This window comes from Microbulbifer sp. YPW1, assembly GCF_013367775.1.
Classification (GTDB): Bacteria; Pseudomonadota; Gammaproteobacteria; order Pseudomonadales; family Cellvibrionaceae; genus Microbulbifer.
The window spans coordinates 1,748,187-1,769,807 of the sequence record NZ_CP055157.1 but is presented as its reverse complement, the minus strand read 5'-3'; the positions used below and the strand labels follow the sequence as shown (position 1 = coordinate 1,769,807).

The 21,621-nt window shown below is 59.5% G+C and carries 20 protein-coding genes; 12 read left to right on the top strand and 8 right to left on the bottom strand.

Annotated features, from left to right (window positions below; genetic code table 11):
• Positions 1-53 precede the first annotated feature (53 nt).
• Positions 54-890 (bottom strand): 3'(2'),5'-bisphosphate nucleotidase CysQ, encoded by an 837-nt coding sequence (cysQ, locus tag HUW35_RS07540; RefSeq protein WP_181254972.1) that lies wholly within the window; start codon positions 888-890, stop codon positions 54-56.
• 186 nt (positions 891-1,076) lie between these two features.
• The gene (gene cysK / locus HUW35_RS07535; RefSeq protein ID WP_181254971.1) at positions 1,077-1,994 is read right to left on the bottom strand and encodes a cysteine synthase A; all 918 of its coding nucleotides are present in this window, start codon (positions 1,992-1,994) and stop codon (positions 1,077-1,079) included.
• 181 nt (positions 1,995-2,175) lie between these two features.
• Here cysK and HUW35_RS07530 point away from each other — a divergent pair, with 181 nt between their 5' ends.
• The 11 genes from HUW35_RS07530 (at position 2,176) to HUW35_RS07480 (ending at position 13,074) form a co-directional block, all read left to right on the top strand.
• On the top strand, positions 2,176-2,865 hold the full coding sequence (locus HUW35_RS07530) for a lysoplasmalogenase (protein ID WP_255463545.1): 690 nt from the start codon (positions 2,176-2,178) through the stop codon (positions 2,863-2,865).
• A gap of 60 nt (positions 2,866-2,925) precedes the next feature.
• The gene (yrfG, locus tag HUW35_RS07525) at positions 2,926-3,588 is read left to right on the top strand and encodes a GMP/IMP nucleotidase (RefSeq protein WP_181254970.1); all 663 of its coding nucleotides are present in this window, start codon (positions 2,926-2,928) and stop codon (positions 3,586-3,588) included.
• 208 nt (positions 3,589-3,796) lie between these two features.
• Complete coding sequence (locus HUW35_RS07520) at positions 3,797-4,177, top strand: RNA-binding S4 domain-containing protein (protein ID WP_181254969.1); 381 nt, start codon at positions 3,797-3,799, stop codon at positions 4,175-4,177.
• Between the two features lie 252 nt (positions 4,178-4,429).
• The gene (locus HUW35_RS07515; protein ID WP_181254968.1) at positions 4,430-5,977 is read left to right on the top strand and encodes a serine protease; all 1,548 of its coding nucleotides are present in this window, start codon (positions 4,430-4,432) and stop codon (positions 5,975-5,977) included.
• 112 nt (positions 5,978-6,089) lie between these two features.
• On the top strand, positions 6,090-6,527 hold the full coding sequence (locus HUW35_RS07510; protein ID WP_181254967.1) for a DUF4124 domain-containing protein: 438 nt from the start codon (positions 6,090-6,092) through the stop codon (positions 6,525-6,527).
• A gap of 150 nt (positions 6,528-6,677) precedes the next feature.
• Positions 6,678-7,556, top strand: a complete 879-nt coding sequence (hslO, locus tag HUW35_RS07505; protein ID WP_181254966.1) for an Hsp33 family molecular chaperone HslO — start codon at positions 6,678-6,680, stop codon at positions 7,554-7,556.
• Positions 7,557-7,953: 397 nt separating this feature from the next.
• Positions 7,954-9,501: a phosphoenolpyruvate carboxykinase gene (locus tag HUW35_RS07500; RefSeq protein WP_181254965.1), complete on the top strand. Its 1,548-nt coding sequence runs from the start codon at positions 7,954-7,956 to the stop codon at positions 9,499-9,501.
• 190 nt (positions 9,502-9,691) lie between these two features.
• The gene (locus HUW35_RS07495) at positions 9,692-10,372 is read left to right on the top strand and encodes a D-Ala-D-Ala carboxypeptidase family metallohydrolase (protein WP_181254964.1); all 681 of its coding nucleotides are present in this window, start codon (positions 9,692-9,694) and stop codon (positions 10,370-10,372) included.
• Between the two features lie 42 nt (positions 10,373-10,414).
• Positions 10,415-11,155 carry a D-Ala-D-Ala carboxypeptidase family metallohydrolase gene (locus HUW35_RS07490; RefSeq protein ID WP_181254963.1) on the top strand — a complete coding sequence of 247 codons (741 nt, stop codon included), beginning with the start codon at positions 10,415-10,417 and terminating at the stop codon, positions 11,153-11,155.
• 122 nt (positions 11,156-11,277) lie between these two features.
• A complete protein-coding gene (locus HUW35_RS07485; RefSeq protein WP_181254962.1) occupies positions 11,278-12,411 on the top strand; it encodes an AI-2E family transporter in 1,134 nt (377 codons plus the stop codon).
• A 123-nt stretch (positions 12,412-12,534) separates the two neighbouring features.
• Entirely contained in the window at positions 12,535-13,074 is a 540-nt protein-coding gene (locus HUW35_RS07480) for a DUF3833 domain-containing protein (RefSeq protein ID WP_181254961.1), read from the top strand.
• A gap of 52 nt (positions 13,075-13,126) precedes the next feature.
• Here HUW35_RS07480 and HUW35_RS07475 read toward each other — a convergent pair whose 3' ends face one another.
• The 6 genes from HUW35_RS07475 to glnA all read right to left on the bottom strand — a co-directional run bounded on the left by HUW35_RS07475 (position 13,127) and on the right by glnA (position 19,786).
• On the bottom strand, positions 13,127-13,945 hold the full coding sequence (locus HUW35_RS07475; protein ID WP_181254960.1) for a hypothetical protein: 819 nt from the start codon (positions 13,943-13,945) through the stop codon (positions 13,127-13,129).
• Between the two features lie 96 nt (positions 13,946-14,041).
• Entirely contained in the window at positions 14,042-14,383 is a 342-nt protein-coding gene (locus tag HUW35_RS07470) for a zinc ribbon domain-containing protein YjdM (RefSeq protein ID WP_181254959.1), read from the bottom strand.
• 259 nt (positions 14,384-14,642) lie between these two features.
• Entirely contained in the window at positions 14,643-16,061 is a 1,419-nt protein-coding gene (gene glnG / locus HUW35_RS07465) for a nitrogen regulation protein NR(I) (protein ID WP_370464617.1), read from the bottom strand.
• Positions 16,062-16,118: 57 nt separating this feature from the next.
• Positions 16,119-17,192, bottom strand: coding sequence for a nitrogen regulation protein NR(II) (gene glnL / locus HUW35_RS07460; RefSeq protein ID WP_181254957.1), 1,074 nt, complete (start codon positions 17,190-17,192; stop codon positions 16,119-16,121).
• 311 nt (positions 17,193-17,503) lie between these two features.
• Positions 17,504-18,196, bottom strand: a complete 693-nt coding sequence (locus tag HUW35_RS07455) for a DUF4124 domain-containing protein (RefSeq protein WP_255463544.1) — start codon at positions 18,194-18,196, stop codon at positions 17,504-17,506.
• A 183-nt stretch (positions 18,197-18,379) separates the two neighbouring features.
• On the bottom strand, positions 18,380-19,786 hold the full coding sequence (gene glnA, locus HUW35_RS07450; RefSeq protein WP_181254956.1) for a glutamate--ammonia ligase: 1,407 nt from the start codon (positions 19,784-19,786) through the stop codon (positions 18,380-18,382).
• 359 nt (positions 19,787-20,145) lie between these two features.
• On the opposite strand from glnA, the gene thiI reads away from it, so the two are divergent.
• The gene (thiI, locus tag HUW35_RS07445; RefSeq protein ID WP_181254955.1) at positions 20,146-21,612 is read left to right on the top strand and encodes a tRNA uracil 4-sulfurtransferase ThiI; all 1,467 of its coding nucleotides are present in this window, start codon (positions 20,146-20,148) and stop codon (positions 21,610-21,612) included.
• The last annotated feature ends 9 nt before the right edge of the window (positions 21,613-21,621 follow it).

Sequence of the window (21,621 nt, the reverse complement as noted above, 5' to 3'; positions counted from 1 at the left end):
TACGCTAAAGCCTAGACCAGTTTTAACAGTTCAACGGAAAAGTTTTCGGCGACTCAACCGAGCAACAGGGACTTCCAGTCGAAGTCGCGGTCACCGATCACATAGAAGAACGGGTTCAGCAATTCTTCCTTCTGGTTGTAGCGCAGCAGCGCAAACTTGTCGTCCACCACGATACCGCCTGCGGCCTCGACCACCGCCTGTGCGGCAGCAGTGTCCCACTCACAGGTGGGCGCCAGACGCGGGTAAAGATCTGCGGCACCTTCTGCCACCAGGCACAGCTTCAGGGAGCTGCCCATATTCTTGAGGGCGGTCTCACCCAGGCTGCCCTCGATACGGGACAGCAGGGCGTCCACTGCACCGGCACCGTGACTGCGGCTGGCGACCACCTCGATGGCCTGTTTGGCTTCCAGGCGCGGCCCCATGGCGCGCACGGAAATCGGGGTTTCACCGCCGCTGTCGCGCTTGAAAGCACCCAGGGATTTTGCGCCGGCGTAGGTGATATCCAGCACCGGTACATGCACCACCCCCAGCACCGGCTCGCCGTTTTCGATCAGCGCGACATTGACGGTGAACTCGCCATTGCGGCGGATGAATTCCTTGGTGCCGTCCAGCGGATCGATGATCCAGTAGCGGTCCCACTGGCTGCGCTGTTCGAAAGTCGGCATTTCGCCCTCTTCGGACAGCACCGGCACATCTTTCAGCAGCTTTTCCAGGGCAGGGGCGAGAATCTTGTGGGCGGCGAGGTCAGCAGCGGTAACCGGAGAATCATCGGACTTGGTGTCGACTTCAATCTCGCCAGTGGCGTTGTACACCTCGAGAATGGCCTCTCCGGCCGCGACTGAGATGGCGATGACCTGATCCAGCAGTTCCCTGCTCACTACGTTACCCATGATTCCCCCAAAAACTGATACTTTAAATACGGAAACCGGGGATTATACGCGTCTCGCGGGGGCTTAGGGGGCTTGCGGCCGTCTCGCCGCAAAAAGGGGAAGGAATCGGCGGGAATAATCCAGAGCTGGCGGACCTCAGGGCCCGCCCGCAATCGTATTTGAATGTCTTTCCCTGCGCTGGGCAGTTCAGGCGCTGAACAGGTCTTCGATGGAGAGGTAGCGTTCGCCGGTATCGTAGCTGAATACCAGCACGCGGCTGCCCGGGGCCAGGTCCTGCTCCCGCTGCTTGAGCGCGGCGAGGGAGGCGCCCGAAGAGATGCCCACAAAAATCCCCTCTTTCAGTGCACACTGACGGGCCATTTCGAAACTGTCTTCCTCGCTCACCGGGATGGTGCCATCGAGTATCTCCTTGTTCAGTACCTCCGGCACAAACCCCGCGCCGATCCCCTGCAGCCGGTGCATTCCCTTTTCCTTGCCGGCGATCACCTGGGACTTTTCCGGCTCCACGGCCAGCACCTTCAGATCCGGCATGGATTCCTTCATTACTTCACCGCAGCCGGTAATATGGCCGCCGGTGCCAACGCCGGTAATCAGGTAGTCGAGGCCTTCCGGGAAGTCGGCAAGGATTTCCCTGGCGGTGGTATTTTTGTGCGCGGTCACATTGGCCGGGTTGGTGAACTGCTGGGGCATCCAACTGTTGTCGTGCTCGGCGAGTATCTCCTCGGCCTTGGCAATTGCCCCCGGCATGCCGTTTTCCTTGGGGGTAAGTACCAGCTCCGCGCCCAGCGTCTTCATAATCTTGCGGCGCTCCACCGACATGGATTCCGGCATGGTCAGTATCAGGCGGTACCCCTTCACCGCTGCCACCATGGCGAGGCCAATGCCGGTATTGCCGGAGGTGGGTTCGACGATCACGCCACCGGGCTTCAGCGCGCCGCTGGCCTCGGCATCCTCGATCATTCCCAGGGCAATCCGGTCCTTGATACTGCTGCCGGGATTGAAGCGCTCCACCTTCATCCACACTTCGATATCGTCCCGAAACAGGTGGTTGAGTCGCACGTGCGGGGTGTTGCCGATGGTTTCGAGAATATTATTGGCCTTCATCTGTCACTCCGTGAGGTGATGGTCTGGTTCTGTGAATTGTTGCGCGTCCCGTCGTAGTTCGCGAGCTGGTCGATTGAACCGCCACGCACTTTGACGAATACTCGGGCAAGAATACTCGCTAGCACTGTAAAGATAAAAAAAGTAACAAAGCAAAAATATTAGAAAGGAAACTGAAGCCATCATGTCCGATAACACAATGACCGCCCGGCCAGAAATACCCTTGCAGAATTTTGTTCCCGTCGCCCTGTTTGTGCTGAGCGGCGCCGTGTATATGGCACTGGACGCTTCCGGGGTAGAGGCGCTGTGGATGGCCGGGCTGAAGATAGTGCCGATTGCCTTGCTGGCGGGGCTGGCAGCGCGCCACCTGCGCGGCCTAGACCGCGCACTGGCACTGGCGGCACTGGCCTTTTCCGCCACGGGAGATGTATTGCTGGCGGTGACGTTCCCGAATCATTTCCTGTTCGGCCTGGGGGCGTTTCTGCTGGCCCAGCTGACCTACGCCGGCAATTTTCTGCGCGGCGCCCAGGCGAGCAGCCGCCACTTTGCCCTGCGCGGGGCCGCAGTGGTGCTGGCAGCATTGCTGCTGGCGCGCCAGGTATTGCCTGCTGCCGGTGAGATGGCCCTGCCGGTGGTATTTTATATCGTGGCAATTGTGACCATGGCGCTGTCGGCGGCGGCCCACCGCAGCGGATCCTCGCTGCTGTTTGCCGGCGCGGTGACGTTTATGGTTTCCGATGCGCTGATCGCGCTCAATCGTTTTGTGGCGCCGGTTGCCATGGCCGGCACCTGGATCATGCTGACCTACTATCTGGCCCAGGCGCTGCTGGTACTGGGGCTGATCCGGGCAAATTTGCCGGCTCGCCGGGCTTAGGGGCATAATGTCCGGCGTTTTTTTGTACAGCTGCCGAGCGGGGCAGTAAGTGGACTGAATATGCTGGATTGGAACCGGATCGATACGGTGCTGCTGGATATGGACGGCACCCTGTTGGATCTGCATTACGACAACCATTTCTGGATGGAGCATCTGCCCCAGCGTTACGCGGAAGCCAACGGTATTCCGGTAACCGAGGCGCAGGCACTGGTGATCCAGATGACCGATGAGTTGCGCGGCACCCTGGACTGGTACTGCCTACAGTACTGGTCGGATGTGCTGAAGCTGGATGTGCTGGCGATCTATCGGGAAATCGAGGACCGCATTGCGCTGCGCCCGCACACGGACAATTTCCTGCGCAGCCTGCGGGAGATGAACAAGCGCGCGCTGCTGGTGACCAATGCCCACCCGGACGGTCTGAGCCATAAGCTGGAGAGAACCGGTATTGACCAGTGGCTGGACGAGATCATCTCTTCCCACGACCTGGGGCACGCGAAAGAAAGCACCCTGTTCTGGCACTCCCTACAGGAGCGCCAGCCGTTCGACCCGTCGCGCACCCTGTTTGTGGATGACAACCTTCACGTGCTGGGCGCCGCGCGGGAATACGGTATCGAACACCTGCTGTGCATCCGCCAGCCCGACAGCAAGAACCCCGCACGTGAGATTACCGAATTCCCAGCAATTTTTGATTTTGACGAGATTTTGGGGGTCCGCAGCTCGTAGCCTGCGCTTCGATTGAAATTCCGTGGCGGCGGTGTGCTGGGCGCGGGTTTTCAGGACCGCTGCGAGTACATCCATGTACGCTGCGTCGCAAACATCCCTGTTTGCGACGCTCCTGAAAACCCGCACCCACCACCCCACCTGCACATTGCGTTTTGCACTTCGAATCAGAGGCATATCGCCCGGATTATTTAGAGTTAATTAGTTTTTGATGGAAAAAGTACGTATCGACAAATGGCTCTGGGCCGCCCGCTTCTTCAAAACCCGCAGCCTTGCCAAACAGGCCATCGAAGGCGGCAAGGTGCACGCTGAAGGCCAGCGGGTAAAAGCCAGCAAGGAAATCACTACCGGCACCCTGCTGACCATTCGCCAGGGCTGGGATGAAAAAGTGGTGGAAGTGATCACGCTCTCCGACCAGCGTCGCGGTGCGGACATTGCGCAGACGCTGTACCGGGAAACCGAGGACAGCATCGCCAAGCGCGAGCAGTTTGCGGCCGAGCGCAAAGCCAACAACGCCAACATTTCCCATGAACGCCCCAACAAAAAGCAGCGCCGCCAGATTCACCGGTTTCTTCGCGAGTCTCAGGATTAATTCTGTTCGCACCTCTGGCCACGAAGTGCATGACTTGAACGCGAAGGCCGGGCGCTGGGTGGCGCTTTTCAGGAGCGTCGCAAACAGGAGGTTTGCGCCGCAACGCCCAGGGATGGGTTCACAGTGGTCCTGAAAAGCGCCACCCAGTGACCGGGCGCCCAGAAAGTTGTTCAGGGCTGAATGCCACGAACAGAGCGCAAACCCGCCAAAGTGCTAAACTGCCCGAAACCAACGAATAACCAAGAAGCCGCAATGAAACACCTGCTGACTCTGTGCCTGCTGATCCTCTGTTTCTCCCAGTCTGCCAGTGCCGACAACCGCGAGCGGGAACAGCTCAAGCGCTCGATCATCAAGATCTACACCACCGCCGCCGCCCCCGACTTCTTCAACCCCTGGGCACTGCTCAACGCCCAGCAGCTGTCGGGCTCCGGCGCCGTCATCAAAGGTCAGCAAATACTCACCAACGCCCACGTCATTGCCAACGGCAGCTTCATCCAGGTGCAGCGCCACGGAGATGCGCAGAAATTCCGCGCGCGGGTCAAATTTGTCTCCCACGACGCCGACCTCGCCCTGCTCACCGTCGAAGACGAAAGCTTTTTCGACGACACCCGCCCCCTGTCCCTCGGCAAGCTGCCCGACCTGCAGGAAGAGGTGACCGTTTACGGCTACCCGATCGGCGGCAAATCCCTCTCCATCACCCGCGGCGTGCTCTCCCGGGTCGAGCACCAGTACTACGCACATGCCGAGAGCTACCTCATGGCCGGCCAGATCGACGCCGCCATCAACCCGGGGAACAGCGGAGGACCGGTCATCTCCGATGGCCGTATTGTCGGCGTCGCCATGCAGACCAACCACAGTCAGGGCGCAGAAAACCTCGGCTATTTTGTGCCGCCGAGCGTGATCAGCCATGTGCTCGAAGATGCCAGAGACGGCATCCACCAGGGCTTCCCCGAACTGGGCGCCGTGACCCAGAGCCTCGAGAGCCCCTCCATGAAAGCCGCTGCCGGCCTGACAGAAGATCAGGAAGGCGCACTGGTGGTGCGGGTATTCGAAAACGCACCCGCAGCACAGGCGCTGCAACCCGGCGATGTGCTGCTGCAGGTGGACGGCTTCGACATCGCCGCGGATCGCACCATCGAATGGCGCGAGAACCAGCGCACCAATTACCACTACGCCGTGGACCAGTACCACGTGGGCGACAAGCTGCCGCTGCGCATCTCCCGCAACGGCGAGATCCTCGATGCCGAGATCACCCTCGCTGCCACCCCACCTTCGCGTTCACTGGTGCAGGGAGAGAAGTTCGACCAGCGCCCGCGCTACTACATCTACGGCGGTGTGGTGTTTGTGCCGCTGAATATGAACCTGATCAAGCGCTGGGGTAACAACTGGCACTCCAAGGCTCCCATCGAATACCTGTACGCGCGCAACCAGTGGTCCAGCCCCGAGCAACAGGAGCTGGTGGTGGCCCTCAAGGTGCTGCCGGCTCCGGTCAACCTCGGCTATCACGACTGGAAAAACTGGATCATCGAATCGGTCAACGGCGAGCAGATTCGCGATTTCCAGCAGTTCTCAGAGCTGATGGAGTCCTCCCAGGAGGAGTTCGTCGAACTGAAAGACGGCGCTGGCTATCGCATGGTGCTGGATACGGCTGCCGCCCGCGAACAGCAGCCATTTATCCTGCAGACCTACCAGATTCCCGAGCGTCACTCCCTGGGACTGTTCAGCACCCTGGCAGAAGGCGAGAGCGCAGACCCGGAACTGGGGCAGGTGCAGCAAGCTGAATCCGTACCGCTCCAGTAGCGCGCAGTAAAGTGCACCGGGCAACCAACGACTGCACACACAACGAGAGCCGCGCTCGCGTAAGCGGCGCATAAAAAACAGTAAAAACACATTAAAAAATGGGGGAACAAGGATGTTTCGCAGGCTGATTGCTATCGGCTCTACGCTGCTGGCACTAAACGCAGGCGCCGGGGAGCTTTACCGGTGGGTGGATGCAGACGGCAAGGTGCACTTTGGTGACCGGCCACCAACGGAAGCAGAAGCGGAATCCCTGGACGGCCAGCTGAAGCCAGTCAACAGTGCCGACCCCACCCGCCGGCAGGATTTCCCCGATACCCGCCGCGCCGAACAGATCGAACGCGAATACGCAGCGCGCAAACAGCCGCGCAAGGCCAACGCCCAGCGCCAGCAACAGGCCGCCTGTGCCCGCGCGCGCAAGCAGCTGAAAATTCTCAAGGGGCCGGTGTACTTTGTGGACCGCGAAGGCAACGAATCCACCATCAGTGAGCGTCAGCGCGAAGCCCAGGCGCGCGCGCTCGAGCAACGCATTCGCGAGCTCTGCAGCGGCTAGGCATGCCGCGCGCGGCCGCCACCGAGAACCATGACCACTGGGCCACCACTATCCTACCCACAATTGCGCCCACTAATGCACTGGGCCATCGTATTTGGGCGCGCGAGCCTCTAAAATCGCCACCCCAGATTTTCAGCGAGGCACTCAATCATGTCGGACCAGTTGGAACGCTTCATCTTCTCCAAGCACGATATTCGCGGCCAGCTGGTCACGCTTACCGATGCGTATCGCGAGGTACTGGAGCACAACCAGCTGCCGCTACCGGTACAGAGGTTGCTCGGCGAATTCCTCGCCGCCGCCTGCCTGCTCTCCACCACCCTCAAGTTCGAGGGCATCCTGATGCTGCAGGCACGCGGGGAAGGTGATGTGCCGCTGCTGGTAGCCGAGTGCACCCACCACAGTGATGTGCGCGGCCTGGCGCGGATAGCGGAAGGCGCAGAGATTCCGGAAAACGCGACCCTGCGCGAGCTGGTGGGCAACCGCGGCGCGCTGGTTATTACCGTGGACCCGCAGGAGGGCGAGCGCTACCAGGGTATCGTACCCCTGGAGAAAGACACCCTGGCGGAGTGCCTGGAAGATTACTTCACCCAGTCGGAACAGCTGCAGACCCGCTTCTGGATCGAATCCAGTAAAGACACCGTGGGTGGCATCATGCTGCAGGTACTGCCGGGCAACAACGCGGCGAGCCCCGCGGAGAACGAGGATGCGTGGGAGACCGGGGTACACCTGGCGTCCACGGTCACCGCTGAGGAGCTGCACAACCTGCCCCACGACGAGCTGCTGGTGCGCCTGTTCCACCAGCTGGAACCGGCCAGCCTGGGCACGGCAAATATCCGCTTCAAATGCAGCTGCTCCGCGGAGCGCAGCGCCCGCGCGCTGATCGCCATGGGCCCGGAGGACGTGTACCAGCTGCTTGAAGAGCAGGGCGGTGAGATCACCGCGGACTGCCAGTTCTGCAACAAGACCTACCGTTTTGACCGCGACAAGATCGAGGAGCTGTTCAACGCTCCGCCGCACACCCTGCACTGACCCCGAAATAAATAAAAACGCGCCATCTGGCGCGTTTTTCGTATCAGCCACCCCAACTTTCCTGCCCAGCCACTCCCCGCGGGGGGAAGCCGCCCAGGCCCAGTCTCCCCGGGGCGCGGGGCTGTAGTAAAAACTACAGAACACCCAATATTCCCCAAAATTATGAAGTAAAAAAACTACATCATAAATTTAAATAAAAAAATGCGATTTTTTTCCCTGATAACGCTGTTTTTGATCACTATTTATACAGATTTTCCTGTGATCAGAATTTGAAGTTTGCCATAATGCGCCCGCCAGCCCGCCTGGCGCGGTAATCAGTCGCGAACATTTATCGCAATCCCAGGTGGCACCCCCTACTATTTATTTCAGTGATACAACTTTCATGGGTAATAAACGAATGGCACAGCAAGACGACACAGTGCAGGTATTGTCCAACCTGGCGCCCGCTCAACTGGTAGAGCAAGCTCTGCAACGCGGTGAGGGCCACCTCACTCACACCGGAGCCCTGCTGGCCGTGACCGGCGCGCGCACTGGCCGCTCCCCGGCTGACCGTTTTGTGGTGGAAGAGCCCTCTACCGCCGACAGCATCGAGTGGGGCAGCGTGAACCGTCCTTTCCCCGCGGAAAAGTTCGATGCGCTGTGGAATCGTGTTGAAGATTATGTGGCGAGCCACGACAGCTTTGTTCAGCAGCTGCACGTAGGTCAGGACGAAGACCACTATATTCCCGTGAAAGTCACCACGCAGACTGCGTGGCACAACCTGTTCGGCCGCAACATGTTTATCCGCGCCGAAAAGTACAACCCGAAAGGCAAGGAAGAGTGGCGCATCCTGCACGCGGCCAACTTCGAGTGCGACCCGTCCCGCGACGGCACCAACTCAGAAGGCTGTGTGATCATCAACTTCGCCCAGCGCAAAGTGCTGCTGGCGGGTATGCGTTACGCCGGTGAGATGAAAAAGGCCATGTTCTCCGTGCAGAACTTCCTGCTGCCGGAAAAAGACGTGATGCCGATGCACTGTGCCGCCAACGTGGGCAAAGACGGCGATGTATGCCTGTTCTTCGGCCTGTCCGGCACCGGTAAAACCACCCTGTCCGCAGACCCGGAGCGCTACCTTATCGGCGATGATGAGCACGGCTGGGCCAAGGGCGGCGTGTTCAATATGGAAGGCGGCTGCTACGCCAAAACCATCAACCTGAGCCAGAAAAACGAGCCGGTGATCTGGGACGCGATCCGCTTCGGCGCCATCGTCGAGAACGTGGTGACCGACGAAGCCGGTGTACCCGACTACGACGACACCAGCCTGACCGAAAACGGCCGCTGTTCCTACCCGCTGGAACACGTGGAAATGCGCCAGCTGGAGAACCGCGCCGGCGAGCCGAAGAACGTGATCTTCCTGACCTGTGATGTGACCGGCGTACTGCCCCCGGTATCCGTACTGTCCAAAGAAGCGGCCGCATACCACTTCCTGTCCGGTTACACCGCACGCGTGGGCTCCACCGAGCTGGGTGCAGAAGCGGGCATTCACCCCACCTTCTCCACCTGTTTCGGTGCCCCGTTCATGCCGCGTGCTCCGCGCGAGTACGCGGACCTGCTGATGAAGCGTATCGAGGACTTCGACTCCAAGGTCTACCTGGTCAACACCGGCTGGACCGGCGGCTCCGGTGAGAAAGGCAAGCGTTTCCCGATCCCGGTCACCCGCGCGGTGGTCGCGGCGATCCAGAGCGGCGCCCTCGAGAACGCCGGTACCGAGCACCTGGACACCATGAACCTGGAAATTCCGCTGGAAGTACCGGGTGTGGACAAGTCTTACCTGAACCCGCGCAACGCCTGGGCCGACTCCGCTGCCTACGACGCCGCTGCCAGCAAGCTGGCCGCACTGTTCGCCGACAATATCGAGAAGTTCGCAGTCAGCGACGAAATCAAGGCAGCGGGCCCCAAGGCCTGATGCATTGACTCCCCAGTGGTGGCACCCCCACCGCACAGAGGCGGCCTTCGGGCCGCCTTTTTTGTATCTGAAGTCCGTCCCCACGAGCGCCCACAGCCAGACAGCGCCAGACAGCTATAGTCTTTAGAGGGCCCGCGTTTTCACACGCGGCACAGCATCTCAACGACTCAAGGGTACACAGGCTGCGGACATGCCGTCGGGAAATCCTTTTTCCATCTTCAAACGCCGCTACGACCATCTGCCCCAGAACCAGCAGACAAACTGGTGGGTGGTGGCGGGTGTCGCGCTCCTGCTGCTCTTGCTGCTGTTCATCCTGTGGTTGTATCTGTATGTGAAAACCCTGGAAAAGCCCTATATCGAGCTCAAGGGCTATCGGGTGGCGACCCATGCCAGCCTCACCGAGTTCCTGCGTGAGCGCGGCAACCGCCGTGAATTTGGGCAACTGACCAGCTTTCTACAGGACGCCGGCGTAGCCGATGCCACCGCGCCGGAAAACCTGCTGCGCCAGGGCTCCGACTGGCTGGATATCAATGAGCCCCCGTTTGCCATACCGCCCCGGGATTACTGGCCGAACATGATCGCGACCCTGAAACTGATTCGCGACGAGCTGGTACCGACGATCGGCCCGGTAGATGTGGTTTCTGCCTTCCGCACCGACGGCTACAACCGCAAGGCGGGCGGCTCCAAGAAGAGCAAGCACAAGACCTTTTGCGGCCTGGATCTGGTACCGCGCTCCAACATCAGTCGCAAGGAACTGATCGAAGAGTTGCGCAACCTGCACGCACGCCTGGGCCCCGACAGCCATATGGGCCTGGGAATATATAGCGGTGTGCGCTTCCATGTGGACACCTGCGGGTTTCGCCGCTGGTAACCCGCGCCGATTATTTATCCGGAGTTGATTGAGCAGTACACGATGGATATCAAGGAAACCCCCGATCACGAATTTATCGACATCCATATCGAGCGCCGTCGCGTCATCTGGATTATTGCCCTGGTACTGGTATTCAGCCTGGTACTGATTGTGCTGACGGTGGAAAAGGTACGCGAGCTGGCGGAGCGTATTGTCAGCCCGGTGGAGTATATCGAGCCGGTACCGGAGCCGGTTCCAGACGTACTCGATCCGGACGTGCCCCTAATATACAAGATCAAGGGCTACACCGCGGCCACCGCCATCGCCTTCGAAAAGTTCCTCGATGAGGGCGACCACCGCGCGCATTTCGAAAAACTGGAACACTTCCTGGAGATCAACGAAGTGGCAGAGGTGGTGCCGCCGTACGAGCTCATGCGCCAGGGTACCGACTGGCAGAAAATCGGCGAGCCGCCGTTTGCCATCCCTCCGGAGGAAAACTGGGAAACCATGGTGGATACCCTCAAGGTACTCCGGGATTACATCATTCCCGCCATCGGCCCGGTACACGTGCTATCCGGCTGGCGCACCTCCAGCTACAACGCCAAGGCCGGCGGCGCGCGCACCAGTAAACATATGCACTTCTGCGGCCTCGACATGATTCCCGAGGACGAATATACGCGCAAACAGCTGCTGCCCAAGTTGCGCCGTATCCACAGGAAATTCGGGCGCAAGTGGAACATGGGCCTGGGAATCTACAGCGGTATCCGCTTTCATGTAGACACTTGCGGTTACCGCCGCTGGTAAAGCCCCCGCCTATCTGTTTTCATACCTGCTGACCCCGGCCGCCCCGCGGCCCTCGTCTGTGCACTAAAGTGCAGCAGACAACCGAATAACTAAAATCGAATAACTACAGCCAGGGATGACCGGTGCAGGAAAGACTGGAAAGACGCTCGTTTATATTTACGCTGCTGCTGGTAACCATTGCCTTTGGTTTCCTGCTCAAGCCATTTTTCACCGCCATTTTCTGGGCCTGTGCGGTGGCCCTGATTTTCCACCCCCTGTACCGCTACCTGCTGAAACGTTTTCCGAAATGGCCCAACCTCACCGCGCTGACCACGCTGCTGCTGTGTATCGTGGTGGTGGTGATCCCGGTGCTGCTGGTGGCCAGCTCGTTTATCAGTGAAGTGGCCAACCTGTACCAGAAAGTGCAGTCCGGCGAGATCAATCTCGGCGCCAAGGTAGAGCAGATACGCGCGGCCTTCCCCGGTATCAACGCGGCGCTGGAACGGATCGGGATGGACTTCGACGGCATCAAGGAGCGACTCCTCGGCGGACTGATGACCGCCGGTAGCCTGATCGCCAAGAATGCCCTGGCGCTCGGCCAGAATACGCTGAACTTTTTTGTCAGCCTCGGCCTGATGCTATACCTGACCTTTTTCCTGATCCGCGATGGCAACTCGCTGATCGCACTGCTGATTCGCGCGCTGCCCCTGGGCGACGAGCGGGAAAAACTGCTGCTGGCAAAATTTGCTGAGGTGACCCGCGCAACCATCAAAGGCAATCTGGTGGTGGCGGTCACCCAGGGCACACTCGGTGGATTGATCTTCTGGGTGCTGGATCTGCCTGCACCGCTGCTGTGGGGCGTGGTCATGACGGTACTGTCGCTGCTGCCCGCGGTGGGCGCTGCGATTATCTGGTTCCCCGCCGGTCTCTACCTCTATGCCACTGGCGATGCGGTGAAGGCCACGGTGCTGATGGTCTACGGGGTTCTGGTGATCAGCCTGGTGGACAATATCCTGCGGCCGATTCTGGTGGGTCGCGACACCAAACTGCCGGACTATATCGTGCTGTTTTCCACCGTCGGCGGCCTGTTGATGTTCGGCATCAGCGGCTTCGCCATCGGCCCCCTGTTGGCCGCCCTGTTCATGGCCTTCTGGGAAATTTTCATGCGCGAATTTATCAGCGGCGATGAACCGCTGGTGCCGTCGCGGTTGGATTCGCCCTTGAACGAATCGCTCGACGACGCGGACGCAGCAGGCGCTTCTGACTCACAGAGATAAATTCGAGTGTCCGCCTGTATTCGCCTTATTTGAAGAACGCGTCAACGAGAATTCATCCAATCCCGGTGAAACCTCGTAATACAGAATACACACTCTGCTTTACCCGGTTAGCCAGGAAGAAACATGAAAAAAAACCTATTGCTGTTACTGGTAGTCGCGTTTCTCTGTTCCGCATGCAGCGCTCCAGGCGTTGAGGATTACGCCGACAACACCCCGCGCTTCGTCGCCGAGGAGTTTTTCTCCGGGCCCATGAAGGCCTACGGACTGGTAAAAGACCGCGGCGGCAATGTGACTCGGCGGTTTGTCGCCGAGATCGACGGTAGCTGGGAAAGTGGTCGCGGCCAGTTGCGCGAAAAATTCGAGTTTGACGACGGAGAAGTCCAGTACCGAACCTGGCAGCTGGTACCGGCAGACTCTGACACACAGTCAATACGCAAATATGCGGCCACCGCCGGCGACGTCGTTGGTACATCAATCATGTCGGTCGCTGGCAACGCCGTATTTATGCGATATATCCTGCAAGTGCCCTACAAGGGGCGCACCATCAATGTGAATGTAGACGACCAGATGTTCCTGGTTGCACCCAACGTGCTTGTTGCAGAGTCCAAGCTCAGCAAATGGGGCTTCAATGTGGGCGAAATTCAGCTCACTATCGTCAAATAATCCTGCCTGAGCCCTCGGCGATAAACATCCTTGCCCCTCTTGCTCAGCGGCTTTACGGTGGATCCGGCGAGTTAGCGCGGCGGGCTTCCGACGCTTCCAGGATCAGGCTCATCTCCGCCATCGGCCGCTGATCGACAATGATCACCCCTTCCGTGGCCCGGTCCAGGTCCGCAATCAACAGAATCACCGTGGCAAAGGTGAGCCCGAGGGTCACGGCAAGTTGTATCGAGCCGCCGCGGCTGACCCCGAACTGGAATCCAATGGCCAGCATCGCCAGCCCGGTAAGGATATACAGAGCAATCCATATCGGGCCGGGTATACGGTATTCGAGACCGACCACGATGCGCGAGTTGTGGGAATTGATGAGGTTGGTCACCGGCTCGACAAAGTGGCGCAGGTAACCGGCATTGTGGTCCTGCGCGATATGCTCATCGATCAGCGCCCACAACTGATCCTGGATGGCGACACTCTGCGCCAGCCCCTCCGGAGTGACTTCATCCACCCGCGGATTAAAATCACGCAACTCCGCATAGTCGGCGAGCAGCACCTGCGCCTTGCGTGCCGACTTTGGCTGGAGAAAATCCGCGTGCAGGTAGGCCGTGTGAATGGCATTCACTTCGTCGAGTAGCAACGCCTTGCGGTCGTTGTAACGACTTGCGGTCATATTGAAGGTGAACGCCAGCAGGAATGCCAACAGGCCGAGGGTGGCGGTAACCGCACTGCCAATGGAGGGTTCCTTTTCGGTACCCCGCGTGCGGATATAGCGGTGCCCCAGGTGAAACCCCAGCCCCATGGTGGCCAGTACCAGTAGCACGGTAAAAATGTAAATCGCCGCCAGTGGAATGGAGTGAAACAGCTCGTCAGCAATCATGCCCAGCCTCGAAATCTTTCCCCCAAGTTTGGCTCAGATTTCGCGACTGGACCACGCAGCTGGGGCTGGATGCCTCCGGCGTCAATTGCAGATCGATCAGGCCTTTTTCACGAACTCGGACTTGAGTTTCATCGGGCCGATACCGTCGATCTTGCAGTCGATATCGTGATCGCCCTCTACCAGGCGAATATTCTTCACCTTGGTCCCGACCTTCACTACCGAGGACGAGCCTTTCACCTTGAGGTCCTTGATCACGGTTACCGTATCGCCATCCGCCAGCGGGTTGCCGTTGGCGTCGCTGATTTTCAGTGCGCCATCGGATGCCGCCTCGGTTTCCCCCGCAGACCACTCGTGGCCACATTCCGGACAGACAAACAGGTCGCGGTCCTCGTAGGTGTAACTGGACTGGCACTGGGGACAATTGGGGAGATCGCTCATTGAAAAACCCTTATGGAAACGATGACAGCAGTGCCATCGGGAATACTCAGGAATTACTGAGGTAATTTTAGAAGCGCGCATTAGAGAGCATGGCGCGCGCCGACGCAAATTTCCGGTCTTTTTCTGGCAGTACCCTTCCGGCAGATATTTGCCTTATTTCGACCGGTTCCTGCTGATATGGGAAATCTAAAACGACAACACCCGGCATTGCCGGGTGTTGTGGGTAGTAAAAACCAGGGAAGGTGGAGAGGGTGCGCGTTCAGTCGTCGCCGCCGCTCATCCCCAGTTCCTTCAGTTTGCGGGTGAGGGTATTGCGGCCCCAGCCGAGCAGCTCCGCGGCATCGCGTTTTCTGCCCGCGGTGTGCTTGAGTGCGATCTCGATCAGGGCGCGCTCGAACGCCGGTACCGCTTCGCTGAGAATTTCCCGCTGGCCGGTAGCCAGAGCCTGGTCGGCCCACAGGCGCAGGGCTTTTTGCCAGTCCTGCGGCGCCTCGCTGGTAGCGCCCTGCTGGTGGAGTTCCGGCGGCAGGTCATCCACCAGCACCTCGCGGCCGGATGCCATGACGGTGATCCAGCGACAGGTATTTTCCAGCTGGCGCACGTTACCCGGCCAGTCCAGTCCGGAGAGGTACTCCTCGGTTTCCTTGAGCAGGATTTTCGGTTCTACCCCGAGATCCTTGGCGGCGCTGTTGAAGAAGTGACGCACCAGGCGGGGGATATCTTCGCGACGATCGGCGAGACGCGGGATATGGATACGGATGACGTTGAGGCGGTGGAAGAGGTCTTCTCGGAACTTGTGCTGCTCTACCAGACGTTCCAGGTCCTGGTGGGTTGCGGCGATAATGCGGACATCGACTTTTACCGGGGTGTGGCCGCCCACCCGATAAAACTCCCCGTCTGCCAGCACCCGCAGCAGACGGGTCTGCGTCTCCGCGGGCATATCCCCGATCTCGTCGAGAAACAGGGTGCCGCCATTGGCCTGCTCAAAGCGACCGGCACGCTGGGCACTTGCGCCGGTAAACGCGCCTTTCTCGTGGCCGAACAGCTCCGATTCCATCAGGTCCTTGGGGATCGCCGCCATGTTGAGGGCGATAAACGGCTGGTTCTTGCGCGGGCTGTGATTGTGTAGCGCCGCCGCCACCAGTTCCTTACCGGTACCGGATTCGCCGTTGATCAGTACGGTGATATTGGAATGGGACAGGCGACCGATTGCACGGAACACCTCCTGCATCGCCGGCGCCTCGCCGATGATTTCCTTGTTGCCGATGCCATTATCGATAATGACCGGCTCTTCCGGTTGCTGCTCGTTGGCGTGTGCCAGGGCGCGACGGGTCACCGCTACGGCCTCATCCACGTCGAATGGCTTGGGCAGGTATTCAAAGGCACCGCCCTGGTAAGCGGCTACCGCGCTGTCGAGATCCGAGTGCGCGGTCATGATGATAATCGGCAGTTCCGGGCGCTCGGACTGGAATCGCTGCAGCAATTTGAAACCGTCGGAGCCCGGCATGCGAATATCGCTGATCACCACATCCGGGGACTCACTGTAAAAGTCGTCCAGGGCGCGATCGCCATTTTCGTAACAGGTGGTGTCAATCCCGGCACGGGAGAGGGCGCGCTCCAGTACCCAGCGGATGGAGCGGTCGTCATCAATGATCCAAACGCGATTGTTCATAATAATTTTCCGGCCTGCGTTTTTACTTTCGAATAATTTGTAATGTCTTCAATTCCGCTGCGGCTATTCACTCGCCAGCGGCAAATAAATCTGGAATTCGGTCTGTCCCGGCTCGCTCTCGCATTTAATCAGCCCCCGGTGCTGATTGATGATGTGCTGGGAAATGGACAAGCCCAGCCCGGAACCCTCGGCGCGCCCGGAAATCATCGGGTAGAAAATACGCTCGCGAATGTCCTCCGGAATCCCCGGGCCGTTGTCCAGGATGTCGATTCGACAAACCAGCGGACAGTGCCTGCGGCCGATGGTGAACTGACGCTGCACCCGGGTACGGATCGTCAGGCTGCCGGCTTCCAGCCCGATACTTTCGGCGATGGCCTGCATCGCATTGCGCGCGATATTCAATACCGCCTGGATCAACTGCTCGCTGTCTGCGGGAATATCCGGTATCGACGGGTCGTAATCCCGCTTGATGATCAGCGCTCCGTCGCACTCCGCTTCGATCAACTGGGCGGCGCGCTCGGTAATCGAGTGCACGTTTACCGGCAGCAGCTTCACCGGCTGGCGCGGCCCCAGCATCCGGTCCACCAGATTGCGCAGGCGATCCGCTTCTTCAATGATGATCTGGGTGTACTCACCGAGACCCTCGTCGTTCAGATCTACCAGTTCCCTTTGCAGCAACTGTGCCGCTCCGCGAATTCCGCCCAGTGGATTTTTCACTTCGTGTGCCATGCCCCGAACCAGGTTGCGGGTAGTCTCCTGGGCGGAGATCAGCGCGTCCTCGCGGGCGATGCGCAACAGGCGATCCATGGACTGCACTTCCAGCAACAACAGCCCGAGATCGGTGAGCGGGGTCACCGAGTAATCGACGGTGCATTCTTCCAGGTTGTGCAGCAGCCACAGGGCGCGGCGCACGGTGTACTTTTCCCCGGTCGCCAGCGCCGAGCGCAGGGCCTGCTGGGCAGCGCGGGACTCGCGCACTACCTCTTCCAGGGGCAACCCGATAGAGCGGGCACTGGACGCCGCCACCAGATCTTCCGCGGCGGAGTTGAGGTAGCACAGGGACAGGTTCTCATCGAGCACCAAAACGGCCGAGGTGAGGTTGTCCAAAAGCAGGCGTAACTGACGGTCCTTGAGCATTCGGGGGTCCGATTCTGTTCATATCTCCGGTTCGCTTAATGGCAGTGCAAGAAGCAAACCAAAATGGCGCAAAAACCCGGGCACGAGGGAAGGTTTCAGGGGTGTCGGCGCGCGACTGCACACCATAATGCACCAAATGTGTGCATAGAGCAAAAAACGATCAACTTTGCTGCTCACAACGGAGCACGGGAAGAATTCGGCGGCCAGGCGTGCACGAGAAGCGACAGGGGGCTTCAGGGCCAGGAGAGAGAAGGCGCCCCGGTGCGCAAGTTTGGCGCAACGGGGGCGAGGGCGGTGAGAAGGAGATCAGCTCAACGGGGCTTCGGCTTGGGCGGCTTGGCCACACCCGGCGCCTGCGGCAGTTTCGGCATCTGCGGCGCCTGCTGGGCGGGGTAATCGGGTACCTGCCCACCTGGACGCTTCACATGGATCTGGATCGCTTGGGACTGCGCCAGTGGCTGCCCACCGGCGCCAAGCAATACCGCCTGCACGGTGTGTGTACCACGTTCCAGCGCGGAAATATCCAAGCTGGTGCCGGAAGACATACCGGACCAGCGCTGCCCATCGATCACCGCATAGAAAGCGTAGCCATCGCGCGGCACGGGATTGAGCGCCACCTGTAACACGATAAATCGCTGTCCCGGAGGAATGGTGGCGTCGTTGGCAGGGCTAACGATAGAGAAGTTCACCGGCCCCTGATCGTTTCCGCGGCGCTCCCGGTCGTCTTGATCCCGTGGCGACAGTTTGCGTGTGGGCAGCGGCAGGGGGGGCGCTATGGGCTGCACATTGGTGGGCCCGATCCTGATCTTCTCGGCTTTCTGCCCAGCGGGCGGGGAGTCGCTGAATGTCACCCTCCCATCGGGCCCGACGATACGGTACACGCTGCTACCGGACGCACTGTCTGCACCCTTGCCGTCTGCGGCGCGATCTTTGTCTGCCGAGTCCTGTTGTGCCATCGCCGCTGCGGCCAGCAGCGCTGCGGTAAGTGCAATCCACCTGCTCATGGGCGTTCCTGCCTCTCACTATGTATTTCAGGGAGCCTGTTTTAAGGCTAGTGTATCGCGAAAATCAGACGCGCATAAAAAAGCCCACACCAGAGTGCGGGCTTTCTCGTCATCTTTGCGCCGTTCTCACCAGATCTCCCTTGCGAGAGAAACCGGCGGCGGCGCGCTGATGATACCTGCTACTTAGCAGGAGTAGTACAGTTCAAACTCGACCGGGTGAGTGGTCATGTTCACACGCTGTACTTCTTCGCGCTTCAGAGAGATGAAGGCGTCGATGGCGTCGTCGGTGAATACACCACCTTCGGTCAGGAACGCGCGGTCCTCGTCCAGTGCGTCCAGGGCCTGTTCCAGGCTGGAAGCAACGGTCGGGTACTCGGCCAGTTCTTCCGCCGGCAGGTCGTACAGGTCTTTGTCGGCCGCGTCGCCGGGGTGGATCTTGTTCTTCACGCCGTCGAGGCCAGCCATCAGCAGGGCTGCGAAGGCCAGGTACGGGTTGGCGGTCGGATCCGGGAAGCGGGTCTCGATGCGCTTGCCTTTCGGGCTCGGCACAAACGGAATGCGGATAGACGCAGAGCGGTTGCGCGCGGAGTAGGCCAGGATAACCGGCGCTTCGAAGCCCGGAACCAGACGCTTGTAGGAGTTGGTGGAAGAGTTACAGATCGCGTTCAGGGCGCGCGCGTGCTTGATGATACCGCCAACGTAGAACAGGGCAGTTTCAGACAGGCCAGCGTAGGCGTCGCCCGCGAACTGGTTTACGCCGTCCTTGCTGAAGGACTGGTGCACGTGCATACCGGAGCCGTTGTCACCTACCAGCGGCTTGGGCATGAAGGTAGCGGTTTTGCCGTAAGCGTGGGCTACGTTGTGTACCGCGTACTTCAGGATCTGAACTTCGTCCGCTTTCTTGGTCAGGGTGTTGGCGCCAACACCGATCTCGCACTGGCCCGCAGTACCCACTTCGTGGTGGTGCACTTCGATTTCCAGGCCCATGGCTTCCATGGCGGAACACATGGCGGCGCGCACGTCGTGCAGGGAGTCGACTGGCGGAACCGGGAAGTAACCGCCTTTCACGCCCGGGCGGTGGCCCATGTTGCCTTCGGCGAAAGATGCGCCAGAGGACCAGGCAGCTTCTTCAGAGTTGATTTTGTAGAAGGCGCCGCCCATTTCGGCACCCCAGGTGATGTCGTCGAATACGAAGAACTCGGGCTCCGGGCCGAACAGCGCGGTGTCACCGTAGCCAGTAGACTTCAGGTATTCCTCGGCGCGCAGTGCGATGGAACGCGGGTCGCGCTCGTAGCCCTGGCCGGTGATCGGGTCGACGATGTTGCAGCGAATGATAACGGTCGCTTCGTCGGTGAAGGGGTCGAGGAAAGAAGTTTCGTCGTCCGGCATCAGGATCATGTCGGATTCGTTGATGCCCTTCCAACCAGCGATGGAGGAACCGTCGAACATCTTGCCTTCTTCGAAGAACTCGCCGTCAACTTCCTTAGAAGGAATGGAAACGTGTTGTTCTTTACCTTTGGTATCGGTGAAGCGCAGGTCTACCCATTTGGCTTCGCTCTCTTTGATGAGTCCGAGCGTTTTCGCTGACATTGCAGTCCTCCAAGAATGATAAGTTATGTGTCGCGCCAATTCGCTTTATCTTGTGGCAACAGTCAAAGCAAGGAATGTGCCAAATTGGGGCAAACCGGTTGCGAGCGGTGTCGGGAGGGCAGAATCCAGCGATAACGGCCTGTTTTCTGCCGCGAGCCATCGCCGCCCCCTCAAGGTAGTCCCAAAGTTGGTGCCCCAAAACCACAATTTGCACCATTTTGGGGCTGCGCGGTCACGCCGAGCACCAAAACGGTGCTACAAGCAAATTCCCGATAGCGAGTTTATAATTCGCCACCTTTGCCGGGAAGCGACTCAGCGCAACCCGGCCTCAAATTCAACTGCGGTTCCGGCACATTCACATGCATTTCGTCGTCAAGTTTTTCCCAGAGATCACCATCAAGAGCAATCCGGTGCGCAAGCGTATGTCGCGCCAGCTTGCAGACAACCTGCGCAAGCTGATGCGACAGCTGGACGACCGGATCAAGGTGCAGAAAGACTGGGAAAAGATCGACGTGATCGCACCCGATGCAGTATCCCACCTTTCCGAACGCATTGAAGAGGTACTGGCGCACACTCCCGGCATTGCCAATTTTGCCCGGGTACAGCAGTTCCCCCTGGGTGACCTGGACGATATCTACCAGAAGACCCTGCCAATCTGGGGGCCACAGCTGGCCGGCAAGACCTTCTGTGTGCGCGTAAAGCGCACCGGCAAGCACGATTTCCAGTCGCTCGACGTGGAGCAGTATGTGGGCGGCGGCCTCAACAAGAATACCGATGCCCTTGGGGTAAAACTGAAAAACCCCGATGTCACGGTGAAACTGGAAGTCCGCCACGACAAACTGAACGTGATCGAAGAGCTGCACCAGGGCCTCGGCGGCTTCCCCCTGGGCACCCAGGATCCGGTGTTGTCCCTGGTCTCCGGCGGATTCGACTCCACCGTGGCCAGCTACCTGACCATGAAACGCGGTATCCGCACCCACTTCCTGTTTTTCAACCTGGGCGGGCGCCAGCACGAACTGGGAGTAAAGGAGGTCGCCTTCTATCTGTGGGAAAAGTACGGCGCCTCCCACCGGGTGAAGTTCATCACCGTGCCCTTCGACGAAGTGGTCGCAGAGATCCTCGAACAGGTGGACGACTCCTATATGGGCGTAACCCTGAAACGCATGATGCTGCGCGCCGCCTCCGCCGTTGCCAAGGAACTGGAAGTGGATGCAGTTGTGACCGGTGAAGCCATCGCCCAGGTATCCAGCCAGACCCTGAAAAACCTCTCGGTGATCGACAGCGTCACCGACACCCTGGTGTTGCGCCCGCTGATCACCTCGGACAAAACCGACATCATCCGCACCGCGCGCGCCATCGGCACCGAGGAGTTCGCGGCGAACATGCCGGAGTACTGCGGGGTGATTTCGGTAAAACCCACCACTCGCGCAAAAATGGAAAAGGTGGAACACGAGGAAACCCGCTTCGACTTTACCGTACTCGACCGCGCCATCGGCGACCGGGTGATGCAGAACATCGATGAGGTGATGACGGACCTGGGCGAAGACGTGCCGCCGGTGGATATTGTCACCGAGCCGGGCAGCGCCACCGTGATCGACATCCGCCATCCCACCGAAGAGGAAGTCAATCCACTGGAACTTGACGGCACCGAAGTGGAAACCATCCCCTTCTTCCGCCTGAGTACCGCCTTCCAGAAACTGGATAAAGACAAGCACTACCTGCTGTATTGCGACCGCGGCGTAATGAGCCAGCTGCACGCATCGCACCTGCTGGATGAGGGCTACCGCAACGTGGGTGTGTTCCGCCCGGTCAAGCCCAAACACTGACCCGGATCT

What these genes read in the sequence shown, in the direction of transcription:
- cysQ (WP_181254972.1), bottom strand. Translation starts at nt 890, where the DNA reads ATGGGTAACGTAGTGAGCAGGGAACTGCTGGATCAGGTCATCGCCATC.
- cysK (WP_181254971.1), bottom strand. Translation starts at nt 1,994, where the DNA reads ATGAAGGCCAATAATATTCTCGAAACCATCGGCAACACCCCGCACGTG.
- HUW35_RS07530 (WP_255463545.1), top strand. Translation starts at nt 2,176, where the DNA reads ATGTCCGATAACACAATGACCGCCCGGCCAGAAATACCCTTGCAGAAT.
- yrfG (WP_181254970.1), top strand. Translation starts at nt 2,926, where the DNA reads ATGCTGGATTGGAACCGGATCGATACGGTGCTGCTGGATATGGACGGC.
- HUW35_RS07520 (WP_181254969.1), top strand. Translation starts at nt 3,797, where the DNA reads ATGGAAAAAGTACGTATCGACAAATGGCTCTGGGCCGCCCGCTTCTTC.
- HUW35_RS07515 (WP_181254968.1), top strand. Translation starts at nt 4,430, where the DNA reads ATGAAACACCTGCTGACTCTGTGCCTGCTGATCCTCTGTTTCTCCCAG.
- HUW35_RS07510 (WP_181254967.1), top strand. Translation starts at nt 6,090, where the DNA reads ATGTTTCGCAGGCTGATTGCTATCGGCTCTACGCTGCTGGCACTAAAC.
- hslO (WP_181254966.1), top strand. Translation starts at nt 6,678, where the DNA reads ATGTCGGACCAGTTGGAACGCTTCATCTTCTCCAAGCACGATATTCGC.
- HUW35_RS07500 (WP_181254965.1), top strand. Translation starts at nt 7,954, where the DNA reads ATGGCACAGCAAGACGACACAGTGCAGGTATTGTCCAACCTGGCGCCC.
- HUW35_RS07495 (WP_181254964.1), top strand. Translation starts at nt 9,692, where the DNA reads ATGCCGTCGGGAAATCCTTTTTCCATCTTCAAACGCCGCTACGACCAT.
- HUW35_RS07490 (WP_181254963.1), top strand. Translation starts at nt 10,415, where the DNA reads ATGGATATCAAGGAAACCCCCGATCACGAATTTATCGACATCCATATC.
- HUW35_RS07480 (WP_181254961.1), top strand. Translation starts at nt 12,535, where the DNA reads ATGAAAAAAAACCTATTGCTGTTACTGGTAGTCGCGTTTCTCTGTTCC.
- HUW35_RS07475 (WP_181254960.1), bottom strand. Translation starts at nt 13,945, where the DNA reads ATGATTGCTGACGAGCTGTTTCACTCCATTCCACTGGCGGCGATTTAC.
- HUW35_RS07470 (WP_181254959.1), bottom strand. Translation starts at nt 14,383, where the DNA reads ATGAGCGATCTCCCCAATTGTCCCCAGTGCCAGTCCAGTTACACCTAC.
- glnL (WP_181254957.1), bottom strand. Translation starts at nt 17,192, where the DNA reads ATGCTCAAGGACCGTCAGTTACGCCTGCTTTTGGACAACCTCACCTCG.
- HUW35_RS07455 (WP_255463544.1), bottom strand. Translation starts at nt 18,196, where the DNA reads ATGAGCAGGTGGATTGCACTTACCGCAGCGCTGCTGGCCGCAGCGGCG.
- glnA (WP_181254956.1), bottom strand. Translation starts at nt 19,786, where the DNA reads ATGTCAGCGAAAACGCTCGGACTCATCAAAGAGAGCGAAGCCAAATGG.
- thiI (WP_181254955.1), top strand. Translation starts at nt 20,146, where the DNA reads ATGCATTTCGTCGTCAAGTTTTTCCCAGAGATCACCATCAAGAGCAAT.